This window comes from Bradyrhizobium sp. SZCCHNS1050 (genome assembly GCF_032484785.1).
Lineage (GTDB): Bacteria > Pseudomonadota > Alphaproteobacteria > Rhizobiales > Xanthobacteraceae > Bradyrhizobium.
This window is the reverse complement of the sequence record NZ_JAUETR010000001.1, coordinates 3,622,032-3,642,021: the sequence shown is the minus strand read 5'-3', so window position 1 is coordinate 3,642,021 and position 19,990 is coordinate 3,622,032. Positions and strand designations below refer to the sequence as shown.

At 63.9% G+C, this 19,990-nt stretch carries 22 protein-coding genes; 7 read left to right on the top strand and 15 right to left on the bottom strand.

Annotation, left to right across the window (positions count from 1 at the left end; translation table 11 throughout):
• Positions 1-28: 28 nt before the first annotated feature.
• The 11 genes from ureC to urtA all read right to left on the bottom strand — a co-directional run bounded on the left by ureC (position 29) and on the right by urtA (position 10,187).
• Positions 29-1,744: an urease subunit alpha gene (gene ureC, locus QX094_RS16420; RefSeq protein WP_315713832.1), complete on the bottom strand. Its 1,716-nt coding sequence runs from the start codon at positions 1,742-1,744 to the stop codon at positions 29-31.
• A 42-nt stretch (positions 1,745-1,786) separates the two neighbouring features.
• Positions 1,787-2,317, bottom strand: a complete 531-nt coding sequence (locus QX094_RS16415) for a hypothetical protein (protein ID WP_315713831.1) — start codon at positions 2,315-2,317, stop codon at positions 1,787-1,789.
• On the bottom strand, positions 2,314-2,853 hold the full coding sequence (locus QX094_RS16410) for an HD domain-containing protein (RefSeq protein ID WP_316188028.1): 540 nt from the start codon (positions 2,851-2,853) through the stop codon (positions 2,314-2,316). The genes QX094_RS16415 and QX094_RS16410 overlap by 4 nt, the downstream gene beginning before the upstream one ends.
• Positions 2,854-2,857: 4 nt before the next feature.
• On the bottom strand, positions 2,858-3,163 hold the full coding sequence (locus QX094_RS16405; RefSeq protein ID WP_315713829.1) for an urease subunit beta: 306 nt from the start codon (positions 3,161-3,163) through the stop codon (positions 2,858-2,860).
• 128 nt (positions 3,164-3,291) lie between these two features.
• On the bottom strand, positions 3,292-3,594 hold the full coding sequence (locus QX094_RS16400; protein ID WP_315713828.1) for an urease subunit gamma: 303 nt from the start codon (positions 3,592-3,594) through the stop codon (positions 3,292-3,294).
• A 48-nt stretch (positions 3,595-3,642) separates the two neighbouring features.
• The gene (locus QX094_RS16395) at positions 3,643-4,479 is read right to left on the bottom strand and encodes an urease accessory protein UreD (RefSeq protein WP_316188027.1); all 837 of its coding nucleotides are present in this window, start codon (positions 4,477-4,479) and stop codon (positions 3,643-3,645) included.
• Positions 4,480-4,537: 58 nt separating this feature from the next.
• Positions 4,538-5,233: an urea ABC transporter ATP-binding subunit UrtE gene (urtE, locus tag QX094_RS16390; protein WP_315713826.1), complete on the bottom strand. Its 696-nt coding sequence runs from the start codon at positions 5,231-5,233 to the stop codon at positions 4,538-4,540.
• Between the two features lie 3 nt (positions 5,234-5,236).
• The gene (urtD, locus tag QX094_RS16385; protein WP_316172657.1) at positions 5,237-5,998 is read right to left on the bottom strand and encodes an urea ABC transporter ATP-binding protein UrtD; all 762 of its coding nucleotides are present in this window, start codon (positions 5,996-5,998) and stop codon (positions 5,237-5,239) included.
• Positions 5,999-6,002: 4 nt separating this feature from the next.
• A complete protein-coding gene (gene urtC, locus QX094_RS16380) occupies positions 6,003-7,166 on the bottom strand; it encodes an urea ABC transporter permease subunit UrtC (RefSeq protein ID WP_315713824.1) in 1,164 nt (387 codons plus the stop codon).
• The gene (gene urtB / locus QX094_RS16375) at positions 7,163-8,776 is read right to left on the bottom strand and encodes an urea ABC transporter permease subunit UrtB (protein WP_410051200.1); all 1,614 of its coding nucleotides are present in this window, start codon (positions 8,774-8,776) and stop codon (positions 7,163-7,165) included. The genes urtC and urtB overlap by 4 nt, the downstream gene beginning before the upstream one ends.
• Positions 8,777-8,864: 88 nt before the next feature.
• On the bottom strand, positions 8,865-10,187 hold the full coding sequence (urtA, locus tag QX094_RS16370) for an urea ABC transporter substrate-binding protein (RefSeq protein WP_315713823.1): 1,323 nt from the start codon (positions 10,185-10,187) through the stop codon (positions 8,865-8,867).
• Between the two features lie 509 nt (positions 10,188-10,696).
• On the opposite strand from urtA, the gene QX094_RS16365 reads away from it, so the two are divergent.
• The 3 genes from QX094_RS16365 (at position 10,697) to QX094_RS16355 (ending at position 12,934) form a co-directional block, all read left to right on the top strand.
• Positions 10,697-12,106, top strand: coding sequence for a DEAD/DEAH box helicase (locus QX094_RS16365; RefSeq protein ID WP_315713822.1), 1,410 nt, complete (start codon positions 10,697-10,699; stop codon positions 12,104-12,106).
• A 24-nt stretch (positions 12,107-12,130) separates the two neighbouring features.
• Entirely contained in the window at positions 12,131-12,421 is a 291-nt protein-coding gene (gene infA / locus QX094_RS16360) for a translation initiation factor IF-1 (protein ID WP_315713821.1), read from the top strand.
• 300 nt (positions 12,422-12,721) lie between these two features.
• Positions 12,722-12,934, top strand: coding sequence for a cold-shock protein (locus QX094_RS16355; protein WP_006612155.1), 213 nt, complete (start codon positions 12,722-12,724; stop codon positions 12,932-12,934).
• A gap of 198 nt (positions 12,935-13,132) precedes the next feature.
• Here the strand turns inward: QX094_RS16355 and QX094_RS16350 are convergent, their stop codons facing one another.
• From QX094_RS16350 to QX094_RS16335, 4 genes are all read right to left on the bottom strand, one after another.
• Positions 13,133-13,693: a TadE/TadG family type IV pilus assembly protein gene (locus tag QX094_RS16350; RefSeq protein WP_315713820.1), complete on the bottom strand. Its 561-nt coding sequence runs from the start codon at positions 13,691-13,693 to the stop codon at positions 13,133-13,135.
• A gap of 68 nt (positions 13,694-13,761) precedes the next feature.
• Positions 13,762-14,307 carry a TadE/TadG family type IV pilus assembly protein gene (locus tag QX094_RS16345; protein ID WP_315713819.1) on the bottom strand — a complete coding sequence of 182 codons (546 nt, stop codon included), beginning with the start codon at positions 14,305-14,307 and terminating at the stop codon, positions 13,762-13,764.
• Positions 14,308-14,617: 310 nt separating this feature from the next.
• On the bottom strand, positions 14,618-15,118 hold the full coding sequence (locus QX094_RS16340) for a pilus assembly protein N-terminal domain-containing protein (RefSeq protein WP_315713818.1): 501 nt from the start codon (positions 15,116-15,118) through the stop codon (positions 14,618-14,620).
• Positions 15,119-15,252: 134 nt separating this feature from the next.
• Positions 15,253-16,080, bottom strand: coding sequence for a sterol desaturase family protein (locus tag QX094_RS16335; protein WP_315713817.1), 828 nt, complete (start codon positions 16,078-16,080; stop codon positions 15,253-15,255).
• A 462-nt stretch (positions 16,081-16,542) separates the two neighbouring features.
• On the opposite strand from QX094_RS16335, the gene QX094_RS16330 reads away from it, so the two are divergent.
• The 4 genes from QX094_RS16330 to QX094_RS16315 all read left to right on the top strand — a co-directional run bounded on the left by QX094_RS16330 (position 16,543) and on the right by QX094_RS16315 (position 19,984).
• Positions 16,543-16,707 (top strand): Flp family type IVb pilin, encoded by a 165-nt coding sequence (locus tag QX094_RS16330; protein WP_231317342.1) that lies wholly within the window; start codon positions 16,543-16,545, stop codon positions 16,705-16,707.
• A 326-nt stretch (positions 16,708-17,033) separates the two neighbouring features.
• On the top strand, positions 17,034-17,558 hold the full coding sequence (locus QX094_RS16325) for a prepilin peptidase (RefSeq protein WP_315713816.1): 525 nt from the start codon (positions 17,034-17,036) through the stop codon (positions 17,556-17,558).
• Between the two features lie 126 nt (positions 17,559-17,684).
• Positions 17,685-18,485, top strand: coding sequence for a Flp pilus assembly protein CpaB (gene cpaB / locus QX094_RS16320; RefSeq protein ID WP_315713815.1), 801 nt, complete (start codon positions 17,685-17,687; stop codon positions 18,483-18,485).
• A gap of 17 nt (positions 18,486-18,502) precedes the next feature.
• Positions 18,503-19,984 carry a type II and III secretion system protein family protein gene (locus QX094_RS16315; protein ID WP_315714366.1) on the top strand — a complete coding sequence of 494 codons (1,482 nt, stop codon included), beginning with the start codon at positions 18,503-18,505 and terminating at the stop codon, positions 19,982-19,984.
• Positions 19,985-19,990: the final 6 nt, after the last annotated feature.

Sequence of the window (19,990 nt, the reverse complement as noted above, 5' to 3'; positions counted from 1 at the left end):
TTTTCTGGTTCTGGTACCGGGCGGGAGCTTAGTACATGAAGTAGCGCTGCGCCATGGGCAGCACCTCGGCCGGCTCGCAGGTCAGGAGCTCGCCGTCGGCCCGCACCTCGTATGTCTCCGGATCGACCTCGATATTGGGCGTCGCATCATTGTGGATCATGCTCTTCTTCGAGATCCTGCCGCGGGTGTTCTGCACCGCGTAGAGCTTCTTCGAAAGGCCGAGCTTGCGGGCGAGCCCGCCGGTGATGGCCGCCTTCGAGGTGAAGATCACGGACGAAGCCGTCAACGACTTGCCGAACGCGCCGAACATCGGCTGGTAATGCACCGGCTGCGGGGTCGGGATCGAGGCGTTCGGATCGCCCATGGGCGCGGCGACGATGGTGCCGCCCTTGATGACGCAGTCCGGCTTGACGCCGAAGAAGGCGGGCGACCACAGCACGAGGTCGGCGAGCTTGCCCTTCTCGACCGAGCCGATCAGCTTCGACACGCCATGCGCAATCGCCGGGTTGATCGTGTATTTGGCGATGTAGCGCTTGACGCGGAAATTGTCGTTGTCCTTGCCCTTGTCCTGCGGCAGCGCGCCGCGCTGCTTCTTCATCTTGTCGGCGGTCTGCCAGGTCCGGATGATGACCTCGCCGAGCCGGCCCATCGCCTGCGAATCCGATGACATCATCGAGAGCGCGCCGAGATCGTGCAGGATGTCCTCCGCCGCGATCGTCTCCTTGCGGATGCGGCTCTCGGCGAAGGCGAGATCCTCTGCGATCGACGGGTCGAGATGGTGACACACCATCAGCATGTCCAGATGCTCGTCGATGGTGTTGCGCGTGAACGGACGCGTCGGGTTGGTCGACGACGGCAGCACGTTCTTCAGCCCGGCGACCTTGATGATATCAGGCGCGTGCCCGCCGCCGGCGCCTTCGGTGTGGAAGGCGTGGATGGTGCGGCCCTTGAAGGCCTTGATGGTGTCCTCGACGAAGCCCGACTCGTTCAGCGTGTCCGAGTGCAGCATGACCTGCACGTCGTGATCGTCGGCGACCGAGAGACAATTGTCGATCGCCGCCGGCGTCGTGCCCCAGTCCTCGTGCAGCTTCAGCGCGCAGGCGCCGGCCTTGACCATCTCGACCAGCGCGGCCGGGCGCGACGCGTTGCCCTTGCCGGAGATGCCGAGGTTCACAGGGAACGCGTCGAACGACTGCATCATGCGCCCGATGTGCCAGGGGCCGGGCGTGCAGGTGGTGGCGAAGGTGCCGTGCGACGGGCCGGTGCCGCCGCCGAGCAGCGAGGTGACGCCACTCATCAGCGCGTGCTCGATCTGCTGCGGGCAGATGAAATGGATGTGGCTGTCGAAACCGCCGGCGGTGAGGATCTTGCCCTCGCCCGCGATCACGTCGGTGCCCGGGCCGATCACGATGGTGACGCCGGGCTGGATGTCCGGATTGCCGGCCTTGCCGATCGCTGAGATCATGCCCTCTTTGATCGCGACGTCGGCCTTCACGACACCCCAGTGATCCACGATCAACGCATTGGTGATGACCGTGTCGGCGGCGCCCTGCTTGTTGGTCGCCTGCGACTGGCCCATGCCGTCACGGATGACCTTGCCGCCGCCGAACTTCACCTCCTCACCATAGGTGGTGAAGTCCTTCTCGACCTCGATGATCAGGTCGGTGTCGGCGAGCCGGACCTTGTCACCGGTGGTCGGGCCGAACATGTCGGCGTAGACGGAACGCTTGATCTTGACGGACATGTCGTGCTCCAGCCTCTAGCTCTCAAATATATCCGGTGCGGCTCATTTGGGACGCGCGCAGATCGATTGAAACTTGGCGACGTTCTCAAGACCCGCCTTGAACTCCTCGCGAACGACGGTCTTGCCGACTTTGAACGTCAATCGTCCGGACCGCTTAAACGCATCGAAGGCGGGCGCATCCGCCTCCAACTCAAAGCTATACTCCCAGACCGATCCCGCCTCGCTGTAGGACACGCTCAGGAGGGCTTGCCCGAACCGGCTCGCCGGGACCATCTCGACCTGCGGATAGCCGTTGGACCGCAGAAGATCAGCGACCGCATTGCGAAGCTCCTGGCCGGCATCTCCCGTGACGGCGATGGTCCCGGATTTGGCCTTGCAGCGAAAGGAGGGCGAACCGACATCGTCGGTGGCCTCATCGCTATGACTCGGAGATAGCAGCGCTCCCCCGTCCTGTTCGAAAATGCGCCAGCGCTGATCGTCGGCCGCCCAAGCAGCAGAGGCAAATGCTGCAAGAGCCGATGCCGCACGCAGGCCGCAGACAGCAGCAGGGCGCATGCGAGCCAATACGCTCACAACGTCGCCCTCGCATTCGCAACCGTCTCATCGAACAGCACATCGAGCCGCGCGTTGACACCGCGGCAGCCGGCGACGACCTGCTCGGCCCAGCCGAGATACTCCATCAGCTCGAGCTGCTGCTCCAGGTCCGGCTCGAAGAAGATTCGGGCGCGGATGTTGCTGATCTTGTCGGCGATCTTGATCTGCTTGGCACCAGCGGACTTGCCGGGCGCGGCGATGACCTGGACCTGGCGCCGCTCGCTCTTCGGCAGGGTCATGTCATCTGTGACTTCCACGACGAGGTCGGCAACACGACGCCCAAAGCGCTCCGCGAGCTCGTCAGAGGCCGTATCGGTGTCCTCGATGGTGTCGTGCAGCCAGCCTGCCGCGACGAGCTCGGCGTCCTCGCCGTCGCAGGTTGCCGACAGGATGTTTGCGACCTCGGCGAGATGATTGATGTAAGGCTCCTCGTCGCGGCCCTTGCGCTGCTGGCCGGCGTGACGGCGCGCCGCCAGCTCGGCGGCTTCGGAGACGAGGCGTAATCCGGTCAGCATCGGCTTACAACTTGCCCATGACGTCGCCGCGAAAGCCGTAGACCATGCGCTTGCCGGCGAGCGCCACCAGTTGCACGTCGCGGGTCTGGCCAGGCTCGAAGCGCACGGCCGTGCCGGCCGCGATGTCGAGCCGCATGCCGCGCGCGCGTCTGCGATCGAACTTCAGCGCCGGATTGGTCTCGAAGAAATGGTAGTGCGAGCCGACCTGGATCGGCCGGTCGCCGGTATTTGCGACCGACAGGGTCACGGTCTTGCGGCCGGCATTGAGCTCGATCTCGCCGTCCTGGATGAAGAGTTCGCCGGGGATCATTTCGCTTTTTCTCCGTCATTCCGGGGCGGTCCGCAGGACCGAGCCCGGAATCTCAAACGATTGTTTTCAAGCCACCTCTGGATTCCGGGCCCAGCGCTGCGCGCTGTCCCCGAATGACGTGCAATGACTTAGCGGATCGGCTCGTGCACCGTGACCAGCTTGGTGCCGTCCGGAAACGTCGCCTCGACCTGGATGTCGTGGATCATCTCGGGGATGCCGGGCATCACCTGGTCACGGGTCAGGACCTGGGCGCCGGCCTGCATCAGCTCGGCCACGGTGCGGCCGTCACGCGCGCCTTCCAGGATGAAGTCGGAGATGATCGCGACCGCTTCGGGGTGGTTCAGCTTGACGCCGCGATCGAGCCTGCGGCGGGCCACGATGGCGGCCATCGAGATCAGGAGCTTGTCCTTTTCGCGGGGAGACAGGTTCATGCGGACTCTCTGGTGATGGTCTTTTGGTAGTCATCAGTTGGTAAACGTCTAGTTGAGCCACAGCCGCGGCAGCGGTCCATTCGAAGCACAGCCGAGCACCGCCATCATGTCGGCGCGCAGGCTTGCGGCATCTTGGGCACAGAAGCGGGCCATTGCAAATCCATTCCAGGCCGACAGCGCGACCTCTCCCCGGAAGGCCGGCAGGCTCTCCCGGATGCGCTCGACCAGCGCGGCGTCGCCCGGCACGATCAGCGCGGTCCCGATGGCCGCGCCGCCGTTGGCGATGGCCGGCTGCGCCAGCTTGTCGCCGACGTCGCCGTCGAGGCGGACCGTCTCGGCGAACACCAGCTTGCCGCCGCGCCGCAGCCGCCAGCGATCGACGAATTCGCCCTCACGCATGCGCTCGCCCATCGCGGTGCGGCCGAACACGACGATCTCGCACAACAACAGCGAGGCGGTATCGGCAAGGTCGATGTCGATCCGGCGATGGATGCGGGCGCGGTCGAACAGGATGGTCTCCTGCGGCAGCCAGGAGATGTGGGCACCCGCATGGGCGGTCAGCGCGATATCGAGCTCTGCGGGCTTGCCAGCGGCGCGATAGACCTTTTCGGCCGCGGCGCTCGAAAGCGTCATGCGGCTACCTTCGCCGGCTGTGACCTCGATCGCAAAGTGGTCACCGCCGGCGATGCCGCCGGCCGTGTTGACGAACATCGCCGACAGACCGTCGTCCTCGGGCGAGGGAAAGCGCACCCGCAGCGAGCCGGATTCATGCAGATGATGGCGCCGCGTCATGCCATCCTGCAGCCGCACGTCGAAGCGCACCGCGCCTCGGGCGCGGTTGGCCTCGAAGATGTCGGCAGCGGCGCTGGCGGGATCGGCCCGCATCGATCCCCTCCCCTGGGACCAGACGCGGGCGAGACCGCGTCGAGAAGCTACGTGATGATCACAGCGCCATCTGGCGGCTGATCTCGGCCTGATCGAGATTGGCGCGGGTGCAGGTGAACTTCACCGCGCCGCGATCCATGACGGCGAAGTTGTCGCCGAGTTCGCAGGCAAAGTCGAGATACTGCTCGACCAGGACGATCGCGATGTTGCCGAGATTGCGCAGATACGAGATCGCCCGGCCGATGTCCTTGATGATCGAGGGCTGGATGCCCTCGGTCGGCTCGTCGAGAAGCAGGAGCTTTGGCCGCATCACCATGGCACGGCCGATCGCAAGCTGCTGCTGTTGGCCGCCGGAAAGATCGCCGCCGCGGCGGCCGAGCATCGATTCCAGCACCGGAAACAGCGAGAACACGTCGTCCGGGATGCTGCGATCGCTGCGCTTCAGCGGTCCGAAGCCGGTCTTGAGGTTCTCCTCCACCGTGAGCAGCGGGAAGATCTCGCGCCCCTGCGGCACGAAGCCGATGCCCTTGCGCGCCCGTTCATAGGGCTTGAGATGGGTGATGTCGGCGCCATCGAAGGTGATGCTGCCGGAGGCCAGCGGATATTGTCCGACCAGCGCCCGCAGCAGCGAGGTCTTGCCGACGCCGTTGCGGCCGAGCACGCAGGTGACCTTGCCGGGCTCCGCCGCGATCGAGACGCCGCGCAGCGCCTGGGCGGCGCCGTAATAGAGGTTGATGTCCTTGACGTCCAACATCGCCTAGCGCCCCAGATACACTTCGATCACCCGATCGTTCGACGACACCTGATCGATGGTACCCTCGGCCAGCACCGTGCCTTCGTGGAGGCAGGTGACCTTGACGCCGAGCTCGCGCACGAAGGTCATGTCGTGCTCGACGACCATGACGGTATGATCCTTGTTGATTTCCTTGAGCAGCTCAGCCGTCTGATGCGTCTCGACGTCGGTCATGCCAGCGACCGGTTCGTCGACCAGCAGCAGCTTCGGGTCCTGTGCCAGGAGCATGCCGATCTCCAGCCACTGCTTCTGGCCGTGCGACAGGCTGCCGGCGAGCTTGCGTCTGGCATCCTTGAGCCGCACGGTCTCGAGCACCCGGTCGATCTGCTCGGACTCGCTCCTCGAGCCGCGCCAGAACAGCGTGCCCTTGACGCTGTGATCGACATTGAGCGCGAGCAGCAGGTTGTCCTCGACCGACTGGCTCTCGAACACCGTCGGCTTCTGAAACTTGCGGCCGATCCCGAGCTCGGCGATGCGGGTCTCGTCGAGGCGGGTGAGATCCGTCTTGCCGTCGAACAGCACCGTGCCCTCGTCGGGCTTGGTCTTGCCGGTGATGATGTCCATCATCGTGGTCTTGCCGGCCCCGTTCGGGCCGATGATGGCGCGCATCTCGCCGGGCTCGAGCGTCAGCGAGAGATTGTTGATGGCGTGGAAGCCGTCGAACGAGACGTGCACGCCGTCGAGATAGAGCAGCGACGACGTCGCGCGGGTGTCCATCACGTTCATGCGCTCACTCCGCCATCTTGGGTTCGGTGACGCCGTCCTCGCGGGCGGCGCTCTCGGCGTTCAGCCTCCTGCTGCCGAGCTGATCCCACCAGGAATTGAAGGTGCCGATGATGCCTTTGGGCAGCAGCAGAGTGACGAGCACGAACAATGCGCCGAGCATGAACAGCCAGTACGGCGCCAGCACGCCCGAGGTGAAGAACGTCTTCGCGTAGTTCACGACGACGGCGCCGAGCGCAGCACCTACCAGCGTGCCTCGGCCGCCGACCGCGACCCAGATCACGGCCTCGATCGAATTGCCGGGCGCGAACTCGGACGGATTGATGATGCCGACCTGAGGAACGTAGAGCGCGCCTGCGACGCCGGCCATGCACGCCGACAGCGTGAACACGAACAGCTTGTAGGACTCGACACGATAACCGAGGAAACGCGTCCGCGACTCGGCGTCGCGGATCGCGATCAGCACCTTGCCGAGCTTCGACGACACGACGGCCCGGCAGATCAGGAACGCCAGAATGAGCGCGAGACAGCTCAGCGCGAACAGCGCGGCGCGGGTGCCTTCCGCCTGGACGTTGAAGCCGAGGATGTCCTTGAAGTCCGTCAGGCCGTTGTTGCCGCCGAAGCCGAAATCATTGCGGAAGAAGGCGAGCAGCAGCGCGTAGGTCATCGCCTGGGTGATGATCGACAGATACACGCCGGTGACGCGCGAGCGGAAGGCGAGCCAGCCGAAGCAGAAGGCGAGCAGGCCGGGCACCACGAGCACCATCAAAGCCGCGAACCAGAACATGTCGAAGCCGTGCCAGTACCAGGGCAGCTTGGAATAATTCAGGAACACCATGAAGTCCGGCAGGATCGGATTGCCATAGACGCCCCGGGTGCCGATCTGGCGCATCAGATACATGCCCATCGCATAGCCGCCGAGCGCGAAGAACGCGCCGTGACCGAGCGAGAGGATGCCGCAATAACCCCAGATCAGGTCGATGGAGAGCGCCAGGATCGCGTAGCAGACATATTTTCCCCACAGCGCGACCAGATAGGTCGGCACCTGCAGCGCCGAACCGGCCGGCAGCAGCAGGTTGGACAGCGGGATCAGCACGCCGCAGGCGGCGACGACGAGCACGAAGACGGTCGCAGCGCGGTCCAGCGACCGGGTGAGGACGTGCGGCATCATGCTTCCACCGCCCGGCCCTTGAGCGCGAACAGCCCGCGCGGGCGCTTTTGAATGAACAGGATGATCAGCACCAGGATCGCGATCTTGCCGAGCACGGCGCCGGCGACCGGCTCCAGGAACTTGTTGGCAATGCCGAGCGTGAAGGCGCCGACCAAGGTGCCCCAGAGATTGCCGACGCCGCCGAACACCACGACCATGAAGGAGTCGATGATGTAGCTCTGGCCGAGATTCGGACTGACATTGTCGATCTGCGACAGCGCCACCCCGGCGATGCCGGCAATACCGGAGCCGAGCCCGAAGGTGAGCGCATCGACCCGCGAGGTCGCGATGCCCATCGACGCCGCCATGCGCCGGTTCTGCGTCACTGCACGCATCTCCAGGCCGAGCGCGGTGTAACGCAGCATCGCCAGCAGGATGGCGAACACGGCCATCGTGAAGCAGAGGATCCAGAGCCGGTTGTAGGTGATGGTGATCTGGCCGAGTTCGAACGCACCGCTCATCCAGGAGGGATTGCCGACCTCGCGGTTGGTCGGACCGAACGCCGTGCGCACCGCCTGCTGCAGGATCAGCGACAGGCCCCAGGTGGCGAGCAGCGTCTCCAGCGGACGCCCGTAGAGGAAGCGAATGATGGTACGCTCGATCAGCACGCCGATCGCGCCGGCCACCAGGAAGGCGAGCGGGACGGCAATCAGCAGCGAATAGTCGAACAGCGCCGGGTAGCGCGTGCGGATGACCTCCTGGACGACGAAGGTGGTGTAGGCGCCGAGCATCACCATCTCACCATGGGCCATGTTGATGACACCCATGACGCCGAAGGTGATGGCAAGGCCGATGGCCGCCAGCAGCAGCACCGAGCCGAGCGACAGGCCGTACCAGGCGTTCTGCACGCCGGACCAGATTGCGAGCGAGCTCTGGATCGACGAGATCGCGCTCGCCGCGGCCTTGGCGACGGTTGCCGGCTGGTCCGCGCCGCCGATCTCCGTCAGCAGCGCCAGGGCTTCCTGGTCGCCGCGCGCCCTCACGGTGGCGACGGCTTCGAGCTTGTCGACCTCGCTGGCGTCAGACTTGAACAGGAGGATGGCGGCACGCGCCTCGGTCAGCGCCTGCTTCACGGCGCGATTGGTTTCCTTGGCGAGCGCCGACTCCACCGTCGGCAACGTCGCCTCGTCATGCGACTTGAACACCGATCTTGCGGCGGTCAGGCGCGTGTTGGTATCCGGCGACAGCAGCGTCAAACCACCGAGCGCGGCATCGACGCTGCGGCGCAGCCGGTTGTTGAGGCTGACGGCGGCGGCATTGTCGGGCAGTTTGTCGACGGCGGCGCCGGTGGCAGCATCGATGATCCTGCCGTCGGCCTGCTTGATGAAGACCTTCTTGGTGTCGGCATCGAACATCAGCCGCTCGTCCTGGAGCGCGCTGATGATCGGGAAAGCCAGCGGGTTGCCCGACACGGCGATCTCGCCGACGGCCTCGTCCGTGTCCGAGAAATCATCGTTCGCGAACTTCGCGACGGACTCTTCGAAACTGGCTGCGAAGGCGGGAACGGAAACGGCGATCAGGGCGAGCAAAACAAGCAGACGGCGAATGATCGCCAGAAAAAGAGCAGGCACTGGACAACCCCGGCAGGAGTTCAGGAGGTCGGGAGAAGGCGGCAACATCGCCGCCTTCTCCTGTCGTCATGGTCGCGTCAGGCCGAGATCAGGAGCCCGAGCCCAGGCACTTGTTGGTCTTGACGTTGAAATTGCCGCACTTCTTGCCGACCCAGTCGCCGATCAGGTCCTTCGAGCCCTCGAGCTCCTTCGACCAGGCGTCGCCGGGGACGAGGTCCTTGGTCTTGTAGACGACACTGAACTGGCCATCGCCCTTGATCTCGCCGATGAACACCGGCTTGGTGATGTGGTGGTTCGGCAGCATCTTCGACACGCCGCCGGTCAGATTCGGCGCCTCGGTGCCCGGGAGAGCGTCGATGACCTTGTCCGGATCGGTCGACTTCACCTTCTCCACCGCCTTCACCCACATGTTGAAGCCGATCACATGCGCTTCCATCGGGTCGTTGGTCACGCGCTTCGGGTTCTTGGTGTAGGCCTGCCAGTCCTTGATGAACTTCTCGTTCGCCGGGGTCTTGATCGACTCGAAGTAGTTCCAGGCGGCGAGATGGCCGACCAGCGGCTTGGTGTCGATGCCGGCGAGCTCTTCCTCACCCACCGAGAATGCGACGACCGGAATGTCCTTGGCCTTGATGCCCTGGTTGCCGAGCTCCTTGTAGAACGGAACGTTGGCGTCGCCGTTGATGGTCGAGACCACGGCGGTCTTCTTGCCGGCCGAGCCGAACTTCTTGATGTCGGCGACGATGGTCTGCCAGTCGGAATGACCGAACGGCGTGTAGTTGATCATGATGTCGTCCTGAGCCACGCCCTTGGACTTCAGGTAGGCTTCGAGGATCTTGTTGGTGGTGCGCGGATAGACGTAGTCGGTGCCGGCCAGCACCCAGCGCTTCACCTTCTCTTCCTTCATCAGGTAGTCGACCGCCGGGATCGCCTGCTGGTTCGGCGCCGCACCGGTGTAGAACACGTTGCGCTCGCTCTCCTCGCCTTCGTACTGGACCGGGTAGAACAGGATGCTGTTCAGCTCCTTGAACACTGGCAGCACCGACTTGCGCGACACCGAGGTCCAGCAGCCGAACACGACCGCGACCTTGTCCTTGGTGATCAGCTCACGCGCCTTCTCGGCGAACAGCGGCCAGTTCGAAGCGGGGTCGACCACGACGGCCTCGAGCTTCTTGCCGAGCACGCCGCCCTTCTTGTTCTGTTCGTCGATCAAGAACAGGATCGTGTCCTTCAGCGTGGTCTCGCTGATGGCCATGGTGCCGGACAGAGAATGCAGAACGCCAATCTTGATGGTGTCGTCAGCGGCCTTGGCCGGGCCAAAGCCGGCTGCGCCGAGCGCCAGGCCGGCAGCAGCAGCCAGCCAGCGACGGCGGCTGAACGGCGCCGTTAATTCCCGAGTGAGTCGAGTAAGCATGAGGTAATATCTCCCTGACGCAGACCTGCTTCGCAGCCAAGGCGGCCGGCGGTCTGCGCAGGCAGGAATCGCAAGAAGTGTGCCATGCCGTGCACATCTGGTAAGGCATTGACATAAAAGTGGAACTAGGCGTTCTCGCAGAGAGGTACCGCGACCTTCTGCTGCCGGATTGAGCAAGCCCGATGATTAATCAGATGGCATACAGCGCAGGATTTGTGCACTTTGTTTTGAATGGCTAAATTTAAAGCAGCCGAGTACCACCCGGAAAGCCAATCCGTTGCGCACCGGCCTTGAAAGTGCCGTCCATCTGTTCCATATAGCTGGTAGATCAGGGCGAATCGGCCGGATCTTTGCAAGCCGCGTGTTCTTTAGCTCGACCAGAGCTTCTGGCTTCGCATTCTCACCCATCCAATCTAGGCGCTCCAAACACGCGGGTGTCTCTCAACCACCCACCCGCGTCCGGCTGCCTGCCGACACGGGCCTTATCCTCTTATGGAAAGCCCCATCTTTTGACATCCTTCCAGGATTTTAACCTCGCCGACGCGCTGACGCGCGCGCTGAAGGAAGAGAACTACACCACCCCTACCCCGATCCAGGCCCAGACCATCCCGCTCGCGCTCGAAGGCCGCGACGTGATCGGCATCGCCCAGACGGGAACCGGCAAAACGGCCTCGTTTGCGCTGCCGATCCTGCACCGCTTGCTGCAGAACCGGATCAAGCCGCAGCCGAAGACGGCACGCGTGCTGGTGCTGAGCCCGACCCGCGAATTGTCGGGTCAGATCCTCGACAGCTTCAACACCTATGGCCGGCACATCCGGCTGAGCTCGGCGCTCGCGATCGGCGGCGTGCCGATGGGGCGCCAGGTCCGCGCTATCATGCCCGGCCTCGAAGTGCTGGTTGCCACCCCTGGCCGGTTGCTCGATCTGGTTCAGAGCAACGCTTTGAAGCTGACCCATGTCGAGTTCCTGGTGCTCGACGAAGCCGACCGCATGCTCGACATGGGCTTCATCAACGACATCCGGAAGATCGTGGCCAAGCTGCCGATCAAGCGGCAGACGCTGTTCTTCTCGGCCACCATGCCTAAGGACATCGCCGAGCTCGCGGACGCCATGCTGCGCGACCCCGCGCGGGTCGCGGTGACCCCCGTCTCCTCGACGGTCGAGCGCATTGCCCAGCGCGTCATCCACGTTGACCACTCGGCCAAGCCGAACCTTCTGGCTCAGTTGCTCAAGCAGGAGCCGGTCAACCGCGCGCTGGTGTTCACCCGCACCAAGCACGGCGCCGACAAGGTCGTGAAGAGCCTCGAAAGAGCCGGCATCCCCGCCCAGGCGATTCACGGCAACAAGTCGCAGAACCATCGCGAGCGCACCCTGGCGGCGTTCCGCACCGGCGAGATCCGAACCCTCGTCGCAACCGACATCGCGGCCCGCGGCATCGACGTCGACGGCGTCAGCCATGTCGTCAATTTCGACCTGCCGAACGTGCCCGAGACCTACGTCCACCGGATCGGCCGCACGGCGCGCGCCGGCGCCGAGGGCGTTGCGATTTCGCTCGTGGCCGGATCGGACGAGCTGTCCTACCTTCGCGACATCGAACGGCTGATCAAGATCTCGCTGCCGCGCGACGATCGCCGCACGCCCGGCCTCCGCGAGGCCGCTGCACCGGCCAAGCCGCCTCAGCGCGGTGGCCGTCCTGGCATGCAGAATGCGCGGACCAACGAGGGTGGCACCGCCGCAAAAGGCCCTCGCCGTCACCGTCGTTCCAATGCTAAGATGGCGTCTCTGCCAGGCAATCGTCAGGAGCCCCAGCGGCCGTCGCAAGGCGGCGGTAAGGCCGGGTCGATTCAAGGCGTTGCTTTCCTGCATCGCGAGGGCAGACCCAAAAACCACGCTCAAAACCGCAACCAACGGCCAAACTAGACGTCTATCGATCTGGAGAAAGACATGGCTAAGGAAGAGCTGATCCAGTTCGAAGGGCTGGTCACCGAAATCCTTCCCGACGCACGCTATCGGGTACAACTCGACGCGGGGCACGAGATCGTCGCCTACACCGCGGGCAAGATGAAAAAGAATCGCATCAAGACGCTCGCGGGAGACCGCGTGACGGTCGAGATGTCGCCCTACGACCTCGAAAAGGGCCGGCTGATCTTCCGCCACAAGGACGAGCGTGCCAGCTCGCCCGGCGGTCCTCCGCGTGGCGCAGCGCAGCGCGGCGGCCAGTTCCGTCGGCGCTAGGGGCATTGGGCGGAGCAATGTTCCGCCCGGCCCGGCGGATTGATCAAGCCTTGCGCAATCAGCGACAATTCAGCGCGTCGGCGTCGAGCCGGCGCGTCAAAAAATCATGCACTCTCGCGCAGCTCAGGATTGTTTTGCGCGGGCATTTCCAATAATATATCCCGCAATCGATTTTCGGCCGGACGAGATTAGCTATTACCGGTACAGCCGGTTCAGACGCTGACGACCCTTCCAAAAATTCGATCTAACCAGCCCAGGAGACTGGGCTACGCATTTGGTATCTGAGAAGGGAACTACCCCGTGAGCATGGGAACCGTGAAGTGGTTTAACGCAACCAAGGGCTATGGCTTCATTCAGCCGGACGACGGCGGCAACGACGTGTTCGTGCACATCAGCGCCGTCGAGCGCGCTGGTCTCGGCACGCTGCGGGAAGGCCAGAAGATCTCCTACGAGATCGTGGCGGACCGCCGTTCGGGCAAGTCGTCGGCCGACAATCTCCGCGCCGCCAATTGAGCGACGCCGGGCGATCGCGCATGCGATTGCCCATCTGGACAACGAAAGGCCGCCTTGCGCGGCCTTTTTTATTGCCTTGATTGTTTGCCGCCGAGTTCTGCTCGTCCAAATGACCGTAGTGTCGGTCGCTCCGGTTCGCAGGCGCGTATGCGACTGCGGCCCCGGGGCCGGGCGGGCTCCGTTGCGGCAGCCCTCACCTCAGCAGGAAGTCGCCGGGCTATACATCACACAGGTCGACTGCCGCGGGCGGGTATAGGCGACGTCGCTGAGATTGACGCCCGTCTTGCCCATGACGTAGCCGATCGTCGGAACGTACTGGTAGTTCACCTCGCTGAAGATCAGATAGGTGCCGGACACCAGCAATTCAGCCGGCACGCCGACCGTCATGCCGACGGTTCGCGGCGTCGATCCCTTGCTCCACTTCACCGTCGCCTGCTTGGTGGTGGGATCGACATAGAGCTCGGTGATCGTCGCATTCACCGGCGTCGTGGAATACGGGTACATGATGCCGGTCGAGGCGGCGAAGAAGTTCGACATGTCGCTGTCGCCAACCGAGGTCGATTGCGAGGTCAGATCCGACAGGGTGCGCGCCATCAGGGTGACCTTGCGGTCGACGGCGATGGCCGAGCAGAATTCGACCGTGCCGAAGAACATCACCAGCATCAGCGGCACGATGAATGCGAACTCGGTGGCCGCGACACCGCGACAATCGGCAGCGAAGGCGTCGATGCGACGCCACAGGCGCAGGCTCGAAGACATACCCGGCATTCTTCCCAACGGCATGATGAATTCCTGGTGTCCCTCAGAAGAAGCTCGCGAGGTCAGCGTTATGAATACGGCTCGTTCTTGAATGCGGCCGTACCCACCAGCAGGCGCTTACTGCCGCTCAGATTGGCGATGTTGTAGCCGAGCCCCGTCACGAAGATCGGCCATTGATAGAACAGCCTGACGACGACGATGTCTCCGGCCGCGCCCGGGCTGTAGGTCATGTTGTTGACGAAGTTGCCGCTGTTGTCGATCTGGTTGCTGATGGAGACGCTCCCGAACGAGGAGTAGCTCTTCACGTCGATATAGATCTTGTTGCAGTCGAACAGCGCGGGAACCTGGGTGCAGACGTAACTCGCGAACTGCGACTGCGTATAGGCGCCCTGTTGCGCCTGTCCGGTCAGGATCATGCGCGCCGAGTCCTGCGTGATCGTCTCGAGCACCTGGCCGGCAAAGAACATCAGCGCCGTTTCGATGATCGCGAACAGCAGCGCAAAGAAGACCGGCGCGACCAGCGCGAATTCGAGCGCGGCCGATGCCCGCCGGTTACGCCGGAAGCGGCGCAACAGCCGGCGCATCGAAGCGGTCAAGGAGACGGGGGCTTGCATGGGGTCATCCGGACTGGAAGGCATCAACCTGGGTGAAACGAATAGCGGAAACTCCTTGGGAAAGAGTTTCCTACAATACGGACAGTATGGCCCGCCGCATCAACGTCCCGCTAACCATGCTTGGGGGTTCGCTCGCAGCCAGCCCTTCGAGGCAGCGCGCCACCTGCCCGACCCGATCATCGAAACCAAACGAATCGGGCGATCCAGCCGCAGCACCGGCGGCAAGGCTCACCGCATCGTCGGTGCGGAGGCGCGTGGAGATCCGGTCAGGCGCTGCCATCGACCCGGCCAAGCATGGCCAGGCCAGCGCTCAGTTGGTCTTCGAGGCCGCTGCCGCGTTGCCGCTCGCCGTGCTGGACATCGTTCCAGCCTGGTCGAGCACCGATTTGAAGTAGTTGTCGCCGTCGCCCAAGGTCACCCGGCGCTGGCAGATCGGCATGCAGCTATAGGTCTCACGATCGACGCCCCGATACACCGTCACGAGCTGGTCGGTGGGTCCGGCGACCTGGATCTGGCGATCGATCAGCACCTGTCCGCCGCGATCCATCGCAATGAAGTTGGTGGCACCGTAGCTCTTGCCGGTGACGACGATGATGCCGCCGCTCTGCAAGGTCACATCGGCGATCATCGGATTGCCGACGACGAGCGTCGCGACCCGGTCGGGCAACTTGACCAGCTTGGCCTGGTCGACATTCACGGCGATGGCGGGATCAGGCTCCGCCGAGACGGCAGCCGGCCACAGCAGCACCGCGGCGACGGCCGCCCGCAATGCGAAGGAAACACTAGGACGACACGACACAAAGAACGACATACTCAACCCCGGGACATTGACGAGCCGTCTCAAGCGATACGCAGCGGTGACGGCGCCCGACGCGGCAAATCTGCGCTCAATTGGTGAATGATCTGCAAACGTCGCGACGAAGCCTCGGGCGGTTGCAGAACACGTCATCTTCGGAACGGAAAGGCGAGCTGACCGCCGAACTCACCGGGCATCGTCGCCTCGTCCTTGCCGTAGGCCATGGGCAACTGCCCCTCCGGCATCCGAAACGTGCCGAACAGGATGTCCCAGATCGGGAACGTGCCGGCGAAATTGGTGTTGCCGCCCTGCTCCATCGACGTGTGGTGCCAGCGATGGAAGACGGGTGTGGCGAGGACATATTTCAGCGGGCCCAGCGTCCAGTTGAGATTGGCGTGGACGAAGGCCGAATGGAACGTCGTGAACGGTCCGACCCAGATCATGACGTTGGGCGAGATGCCGGCCATCAAGAGGATGACGTCGACCGCGATCGTGCCGAGGATCAGGTTGATCGGATGGAAGCGGGCCGCCGAAATCCACTCGAGATCCTCCGACGAATGGTGAACCGCGTGGTATTTCCAGAACTCGCCGCCATGGAACAGACGATGCGTCCAGTACAGCATGAAGTCGGAGAGCACGAGGAAGAGCCCCCCCTGCAGCCATTCGGGAAGCTGCGCCAGCGGGCCGTGCCCGTTTTCATAGAAGGCGATCAACTCGTCGGCGTCGCGGATCTTGAAGACAACGCTGGCGCCGAGCACGAGAAAGCCGATGCGGAGCACCCGCGCGAACACCGGCACGAAGAACCAGTAGACCACGTCGGTGACGAGCTCGCGCTTCTGCCACCACGGCTTGCCGGGATTGCAGGCCCAGAAGTGACTGAGCACCGAGAACACCACTGCCAGCATCAAGGTGATCGGCAACACCTTCTCGATGGTCTGGCCGAGCATCAGCGCGACTTCCCATGGCAGACCGGACATCACATTCCTCATCTCATGAACTGTTCCGAGGGGTACTCCCAGGCGCTTAAGGAGCCGTGAACCTGCGCGCCCGCAGAACCGCTCTGCCGATCGGCCCAGCGCGATCGACATCGAGCCACATGCTCCACCAGCCAGGTCGACACGGCCCCATGCATATCGTGTGGATAGTGTGGAATGCGGAGCAGGCCTGGCGATGGATGGGGCCGGGCATGACGGCCAAAACCCTGCGCTCGTCTTTTCAGCGAGACCGACTGCGGCGTGGCCATGCGTTATTTCGAATGGTCGTGCTGCACTTCATCCAATGTTTACTCTGCACAATAACAGCCATTTGTCGCCGTGTTTCGGCGACCGAATTAACTACGCCGAAATTCCTGCCCCCTACGGTGGCCGCATGGTCACGGTGCTGAGAACGCCGCAACGACCAGAGTTTGTTCGACCAGCCACGTGTACATGGAGTTACCTATGAAGAATCTTCTTGCTCGCTTCGTGAAGGATGAATCCGGCGCGACCGCGATCGAATACGGTCTGATCGCCGCCGGCATCTCGCTCGCGATCATTGCCGCGGTGAACGGTCTCGGCTCCAGCCTGAGCTCCAAGTTCGGCGCGATCAACACCTCGCTGAAGTAAGCGGTCGTCACGGCCGAGCAAAAAAGGCCCCGGACATCCGGGGCCTTTATCATTTCCACATTCAGCTTCGCGGCGTTCAGTGATGCGTAACCACGTTTTGTCCGCAGCCGCGTCCCGGCCTCCGTCCAGCGGGGCCGACGTCGCCTTGCGTTGGATCTGCGGCGGCCTCGGCCTGTCCATCCTCGCTCTGGCGGCCCGCATCGTCAGCGTCTGGTGAGAATGACAACCAGCCAGCCATTCCGGCTGTTTCCCGATCGTTTATTTCTTGCAGCTAGGCTCTGGCGCAGCGGCGCACCCATGCCCCGCGTCGATGCCATTGAGAGCCCATGACCCTCGATCTCGCGCGCCTTCTGCTGTTTCCGGCCCTGATGGCCTTTGCCGCGGCGAGCGACCTGTTCACGATGACCATTTCGAACCGGGTCTCCCTGGCGCTCGTCGCCGGCTTCCTGGTTCTGGCGCCGCTGAGCGGGATGAGCATGGCTGACATGCTGATGCATCTGGGCGCGGGCGCGACCCTGCTGGTGATTGCTTTCAGCTGCTTTGCATTCGGCTGGATCGGCGGCGGTGACGCCAAGGTCGCATCCGCCGCCGCCCTGTGGTTCGGCTTCGCCCACCTGATGAACTACCTGTTGTACGCCTCGATCTTCGGCGGCGTGCTCACCCTCGCCCTCATGCAGTTCCGGCAATGGCCGTTGCCCTACATGCTGGCGGGGCAACCCTGGCTTGCACGCCTGCACGCCAAGGAGAGCGGCGTGCCCTATGGCATCGCGCTCGCCCTGGGCGCTCTGATGGTCTATCCGGAGACCGATTGGGTGAAGGCGATCGACGCCGCGCGCCTTGCATTGCTCTGAACACACCGTGTCAACGCGGTGTTAAGGCGATTTAGATACGCCTCATTAACCATGCTTTGACGAATAACTGCTCAACTCCCATCACGGCGGCGGAAACGTCGCGGCGTCATGTGGAAAGTGAAGCGTATGAATACCGCACGCATTGTGGTTCTGACCATCGCTGTAGGCGCTGGCGGCGTGGCCGCATATCTCGCGAGCGGGTCCGACGACCGGCCGGCTCAAGTCGCCGCGCCCGCGCCGCAGATGCCGACCGTCGACGTTCTCGTCGCCAAGGGCGACATCGCCCTCGGCCAATCCCTCAAGCCCGAAGATCTGCAGTGGCAGAGCTGGCCGGCGGCCACGGCTAGTGCCAGCTTCATCCGCCGCAACGAGCGGCCTGAAGGACAGACGCAGATAACCGGCACGATCGCGCGGGCGCCGTTCATTGCCGGCGAGCCCATCCGCGAACAAAAGCTCGTCAAGGCCGACGGCTCGGGCTTCATGGCCGCGATCCTGCCGGCCGGCATGCGCGCCGTTTCCACCGAGATTTCTCCGGAGACCGGCGCCGGCGGCTTCATCCTGCCGAACGACCGCGTCGACGTGATCCTGTCCAAGCGCGAACGCAATCCGGATCAGCCCAACGCGGGCGACGTCGTCAGCTCCGATATCATCCTGTCGAACATCCGTGTGCTGGCGATCGATCAGGCCCCCAAGGAAAAGGACGGCCAGACCACGGTGGTCGGCAAGACCGTCACGCTGGAGCTGAAGCCGGAACAGGCCGAGACGCTCGCGCGTGCCCGTCAAACCGGAACGCTGTCCCTGGCGCTCCGCAGCATCGCCGACGTCAACGTGGCCGAGCGCCGCACGGACGAGACCAGCCGCAAGCGCAGCGACAGCGTTGCCGTCGTCCGCTTCGGCATTCCCAGCACGATGACGACGCAGAAGTGAGCAAGAGGACCACCCAGATGACCTGCAGCGAAAATCAGCGTAAGATGCGGACCCTGCTGGTCCGCGCGCTGTCGTTTTCGGCCGCCGCTGCGCTGACCCTCAATCCGGCGATCGCGCCGGTGATCGCGGCAGACTATCGCCCGGCGACTGCAGCCGCCGCCGCGGACGGCCAGATCAATGCACGTTTCCTTGCGCTCGGCATCGGCAAGTCCGTCGTCATCGATCTGCCGCGCGACATCAAGGACGTTCTTGTCGCTGATCCGAAGATCGCGAATGCCGTCGTGCGCTCCTCTCAGCGCGCCTACATCATTGGTGCGGCGATCGGTCAGACGAATATCGTCTTCTTCGACGCGCAGGGCCAGCAGATCGCGGCCTACGACATCGCGGTCAAGCGCGACCTGAACGGCGCCCGGGCGGCGCTGAAGCAGTTGCTGCCGAATGCCGATATCCAGATCGAGGGCCTCGCCGACAGCATCGTGCTGACCGGCTCGGCGTCGAGCCAGATCGAAGCCCAGCAGGCCGGCGAACTGGCCGCCCGGCTCGCCGGCGGCGCCGACAAGGTCGTCAACTCGATCACCGTGCGCGGCCGGGACCAGGTGATGCTGAAGGTGACGGTCGCCGAGGTGCAGCGCTCGGTCGTCAAGCAGCTTGGCATCGATCTCTCCGGCCAGCTCAACTACGGAACTGCTGTCGTCAAATTCGCGAACTCCAATCCGTTCACCGCCTACGGTAGCAATCTCGTCTCCAACAACGCCGTGACCGCAGCGTTGGGCGGGGCGACCCCGACGGTGCAGGCGACACTGCGCGCCATGGAGAACGCGGGCGTGATCCGTACGCTCGCCGAACCCAATCTGACCGCCATCTCGGGCGAGTCCGCGACCTTCATCGCCGGCGGCGAGTTTCCGGTTCCCGCCGGTTACTCCTGTGATCCGACGACCCATGTCTGTACGACGCAGATCAGCTTCAAGAAGTTCGGCATCTCGCTCAACTTCACGCCCGTCGTGCTCAGCGAGGGCCGGATCTCGATGCGGGTGATGACCGAGGTCTCGGAGCTCTCAAACGAGAACTCGATCACGCTGTCGCAAGCCGTCAGCTCGACGACGGTCAACTCGTTGACGGTTCCATCGATCAAGACCCGGCGCGCCGAGACCACGCTCGAAATTCCCTCCGGCGGCGCCATGGCGATGGCCGGCCTGATCCAGCAGCAGACCAAGCAGGCGATCAGCGGCATGCCGGGCCTGATGCAGCTGCCGGTCCTCGGCGCGCTGTTCCGCAGCCGCGACTACGTCAACAACCAGACCGAACTGATGGTTCTGGTGACGCCGTTCGTCGTCCGCGCCGTGGCACAGAAGGATCTCTCCCGCCCAGACGACGGCTTTGCGGCCGCGTCCGACCCCCAGGCCGATCTCCTGGGTAGCATCAACCGCATCTACGGCGTACCCGGCCGGGTCGAACCCGGACGCAACTATCGCGGCACCTATGGCTTCATCACGGACTGAGCCGGG

What these genes read in the sequence shown, in the direction of transcription:
- urtD (WP_316172657.1), bottom strand. Translation starts at nt 5,998, where the DNA reads ATGAACGTGATGGACACCCGCGCGACGTCGTCGCTGCTCTATCTCGAC.
- cpaB (WP_315713815.1), top strand. Translation starts at nt 17,685, where the DNA reads ATGAATACCGCACGCATTGTGGTTCTGACCATCGCTGTAGGCGCTGGC.
- QX094_RS16340 (WP_315713818.1), bottom strand. Translation starts at nt 15,118, where the DNA reads ATGTCGTTCTTTGTGTCGTGTCGTCCTAGTGTTTCCTTCGCATTGCGG.
- QX094_RS16400 (WP_315713828.1), bottom strand. Translation starts at nt 3,594, where the DNA reads ATGAACCTGTCTCCCCGCGAAAAGGACAAGCTCCTGATCTCGATGGCC.
- QX094_RS16335 (WP_315713817.1), bottom strand. Translation starts at nt 16,080, where the DNA reads ATGTCCGGTCTGCCATGGGAAGTCGCGCTGATGCTCGGCCAGACCATC.
- QX094_RS16395 (WP_316188027.1), bottom strand. Translation starts at nt 4,479, where the DNA reads ATGCGGGCCGATCCCGCCAGCGCCGCTGCCGACATCTTCGAGGCCAAC.
- QX094_RS16325 (WP_315713816.1), top strand. Translation starts at nt 17,034, where the DNA reads ATGACCCTCGATCTCGCGCGCCTTCTGCTGTTTCCGGCCCTGATGGCC.
- QX094_RS16410 (WP_316188028.1), bottom strand. Translation starts at nt 2,853, where the DNA reads ATGCTGACCGGATTACGCCTCGTCTCCGAAGCCGCCGAGCTGGCGGCG.
- ureC (WP_315713832.1), bottom strand. Translation starts at nt 1,744, where the DNA reads ATGTCCGTCAAGATCAAGCGTTCCGTCTACGCCGACATGTTCGGCCCG.
- urtE (WP_315713826.1), bottom strand. Translation starts at nt 5,233, where the DNA reads ATGTTGGACGTCAAGGACATCAACCTCTATTACGGCGCCGCCCAGGCG.
- QX094_RS16315 (WP_315714366.1), top strand. Translation starts at nt 18,503, where the DNA reads ATGACCTGCAGCGAAAATCAGCGTAAGATGCGGACCCTGCTGGTCCGC.
- urtA (WP_315713823.1), bottom strand. Translation starts at nt 10,187, where the DNA reads ATGCTTACTCGACTCACTCGGGAATTAACGGCGCCGTTCAGCCGCCGT.
- infA (WP_315713821.1), top strand. Translation starts at nt 12,131, where the DNA reads ATGGCTAAGGAAGAGCTGATCCAGTTCGAAGGGCTGGTCACCGAAATC.
- urtC (WP_315713824.1), bottom strand. Translation starts at nt 7,166, where the DNA reads ATGATGCCGCACGTCCTCACCCGGTCGCTGGACCGCGCTGCGACCGTC.
- QX094_RS16330 (WP_231317342.1), top strand. Translation starts at nt 16,543, where the DNA reads ATGAAGAATCTTCTTGCTCGCTTCGTGAAGGATGAATCCGGCGCGACC.
- QX094_RS16405 (WP_315713829.1), bottom strand. Translation starts at nt 3,163, where the DNA reads ATGATCCCCGGCGAACTCTTCATCCAGGACGGCGAGATCGAGCTCAAT.
- QX094_RS16345 (WP_315713819.1), bottom strand. Translation starts at nt 14,307, where the DNA reads ATGCAAGCCCCCGTCTCCTTGACCGCTTCGATGCGCCGGCTGTTGCGC.
- QX094_RS16350 (WP_315713820.1), bottom strand. Translation starts at nt 13,693, where the DNA reads ATGTCTTCGAGCCTGCGCCTGTGGCGTCGCATCGACGCCTTCGCTGCC.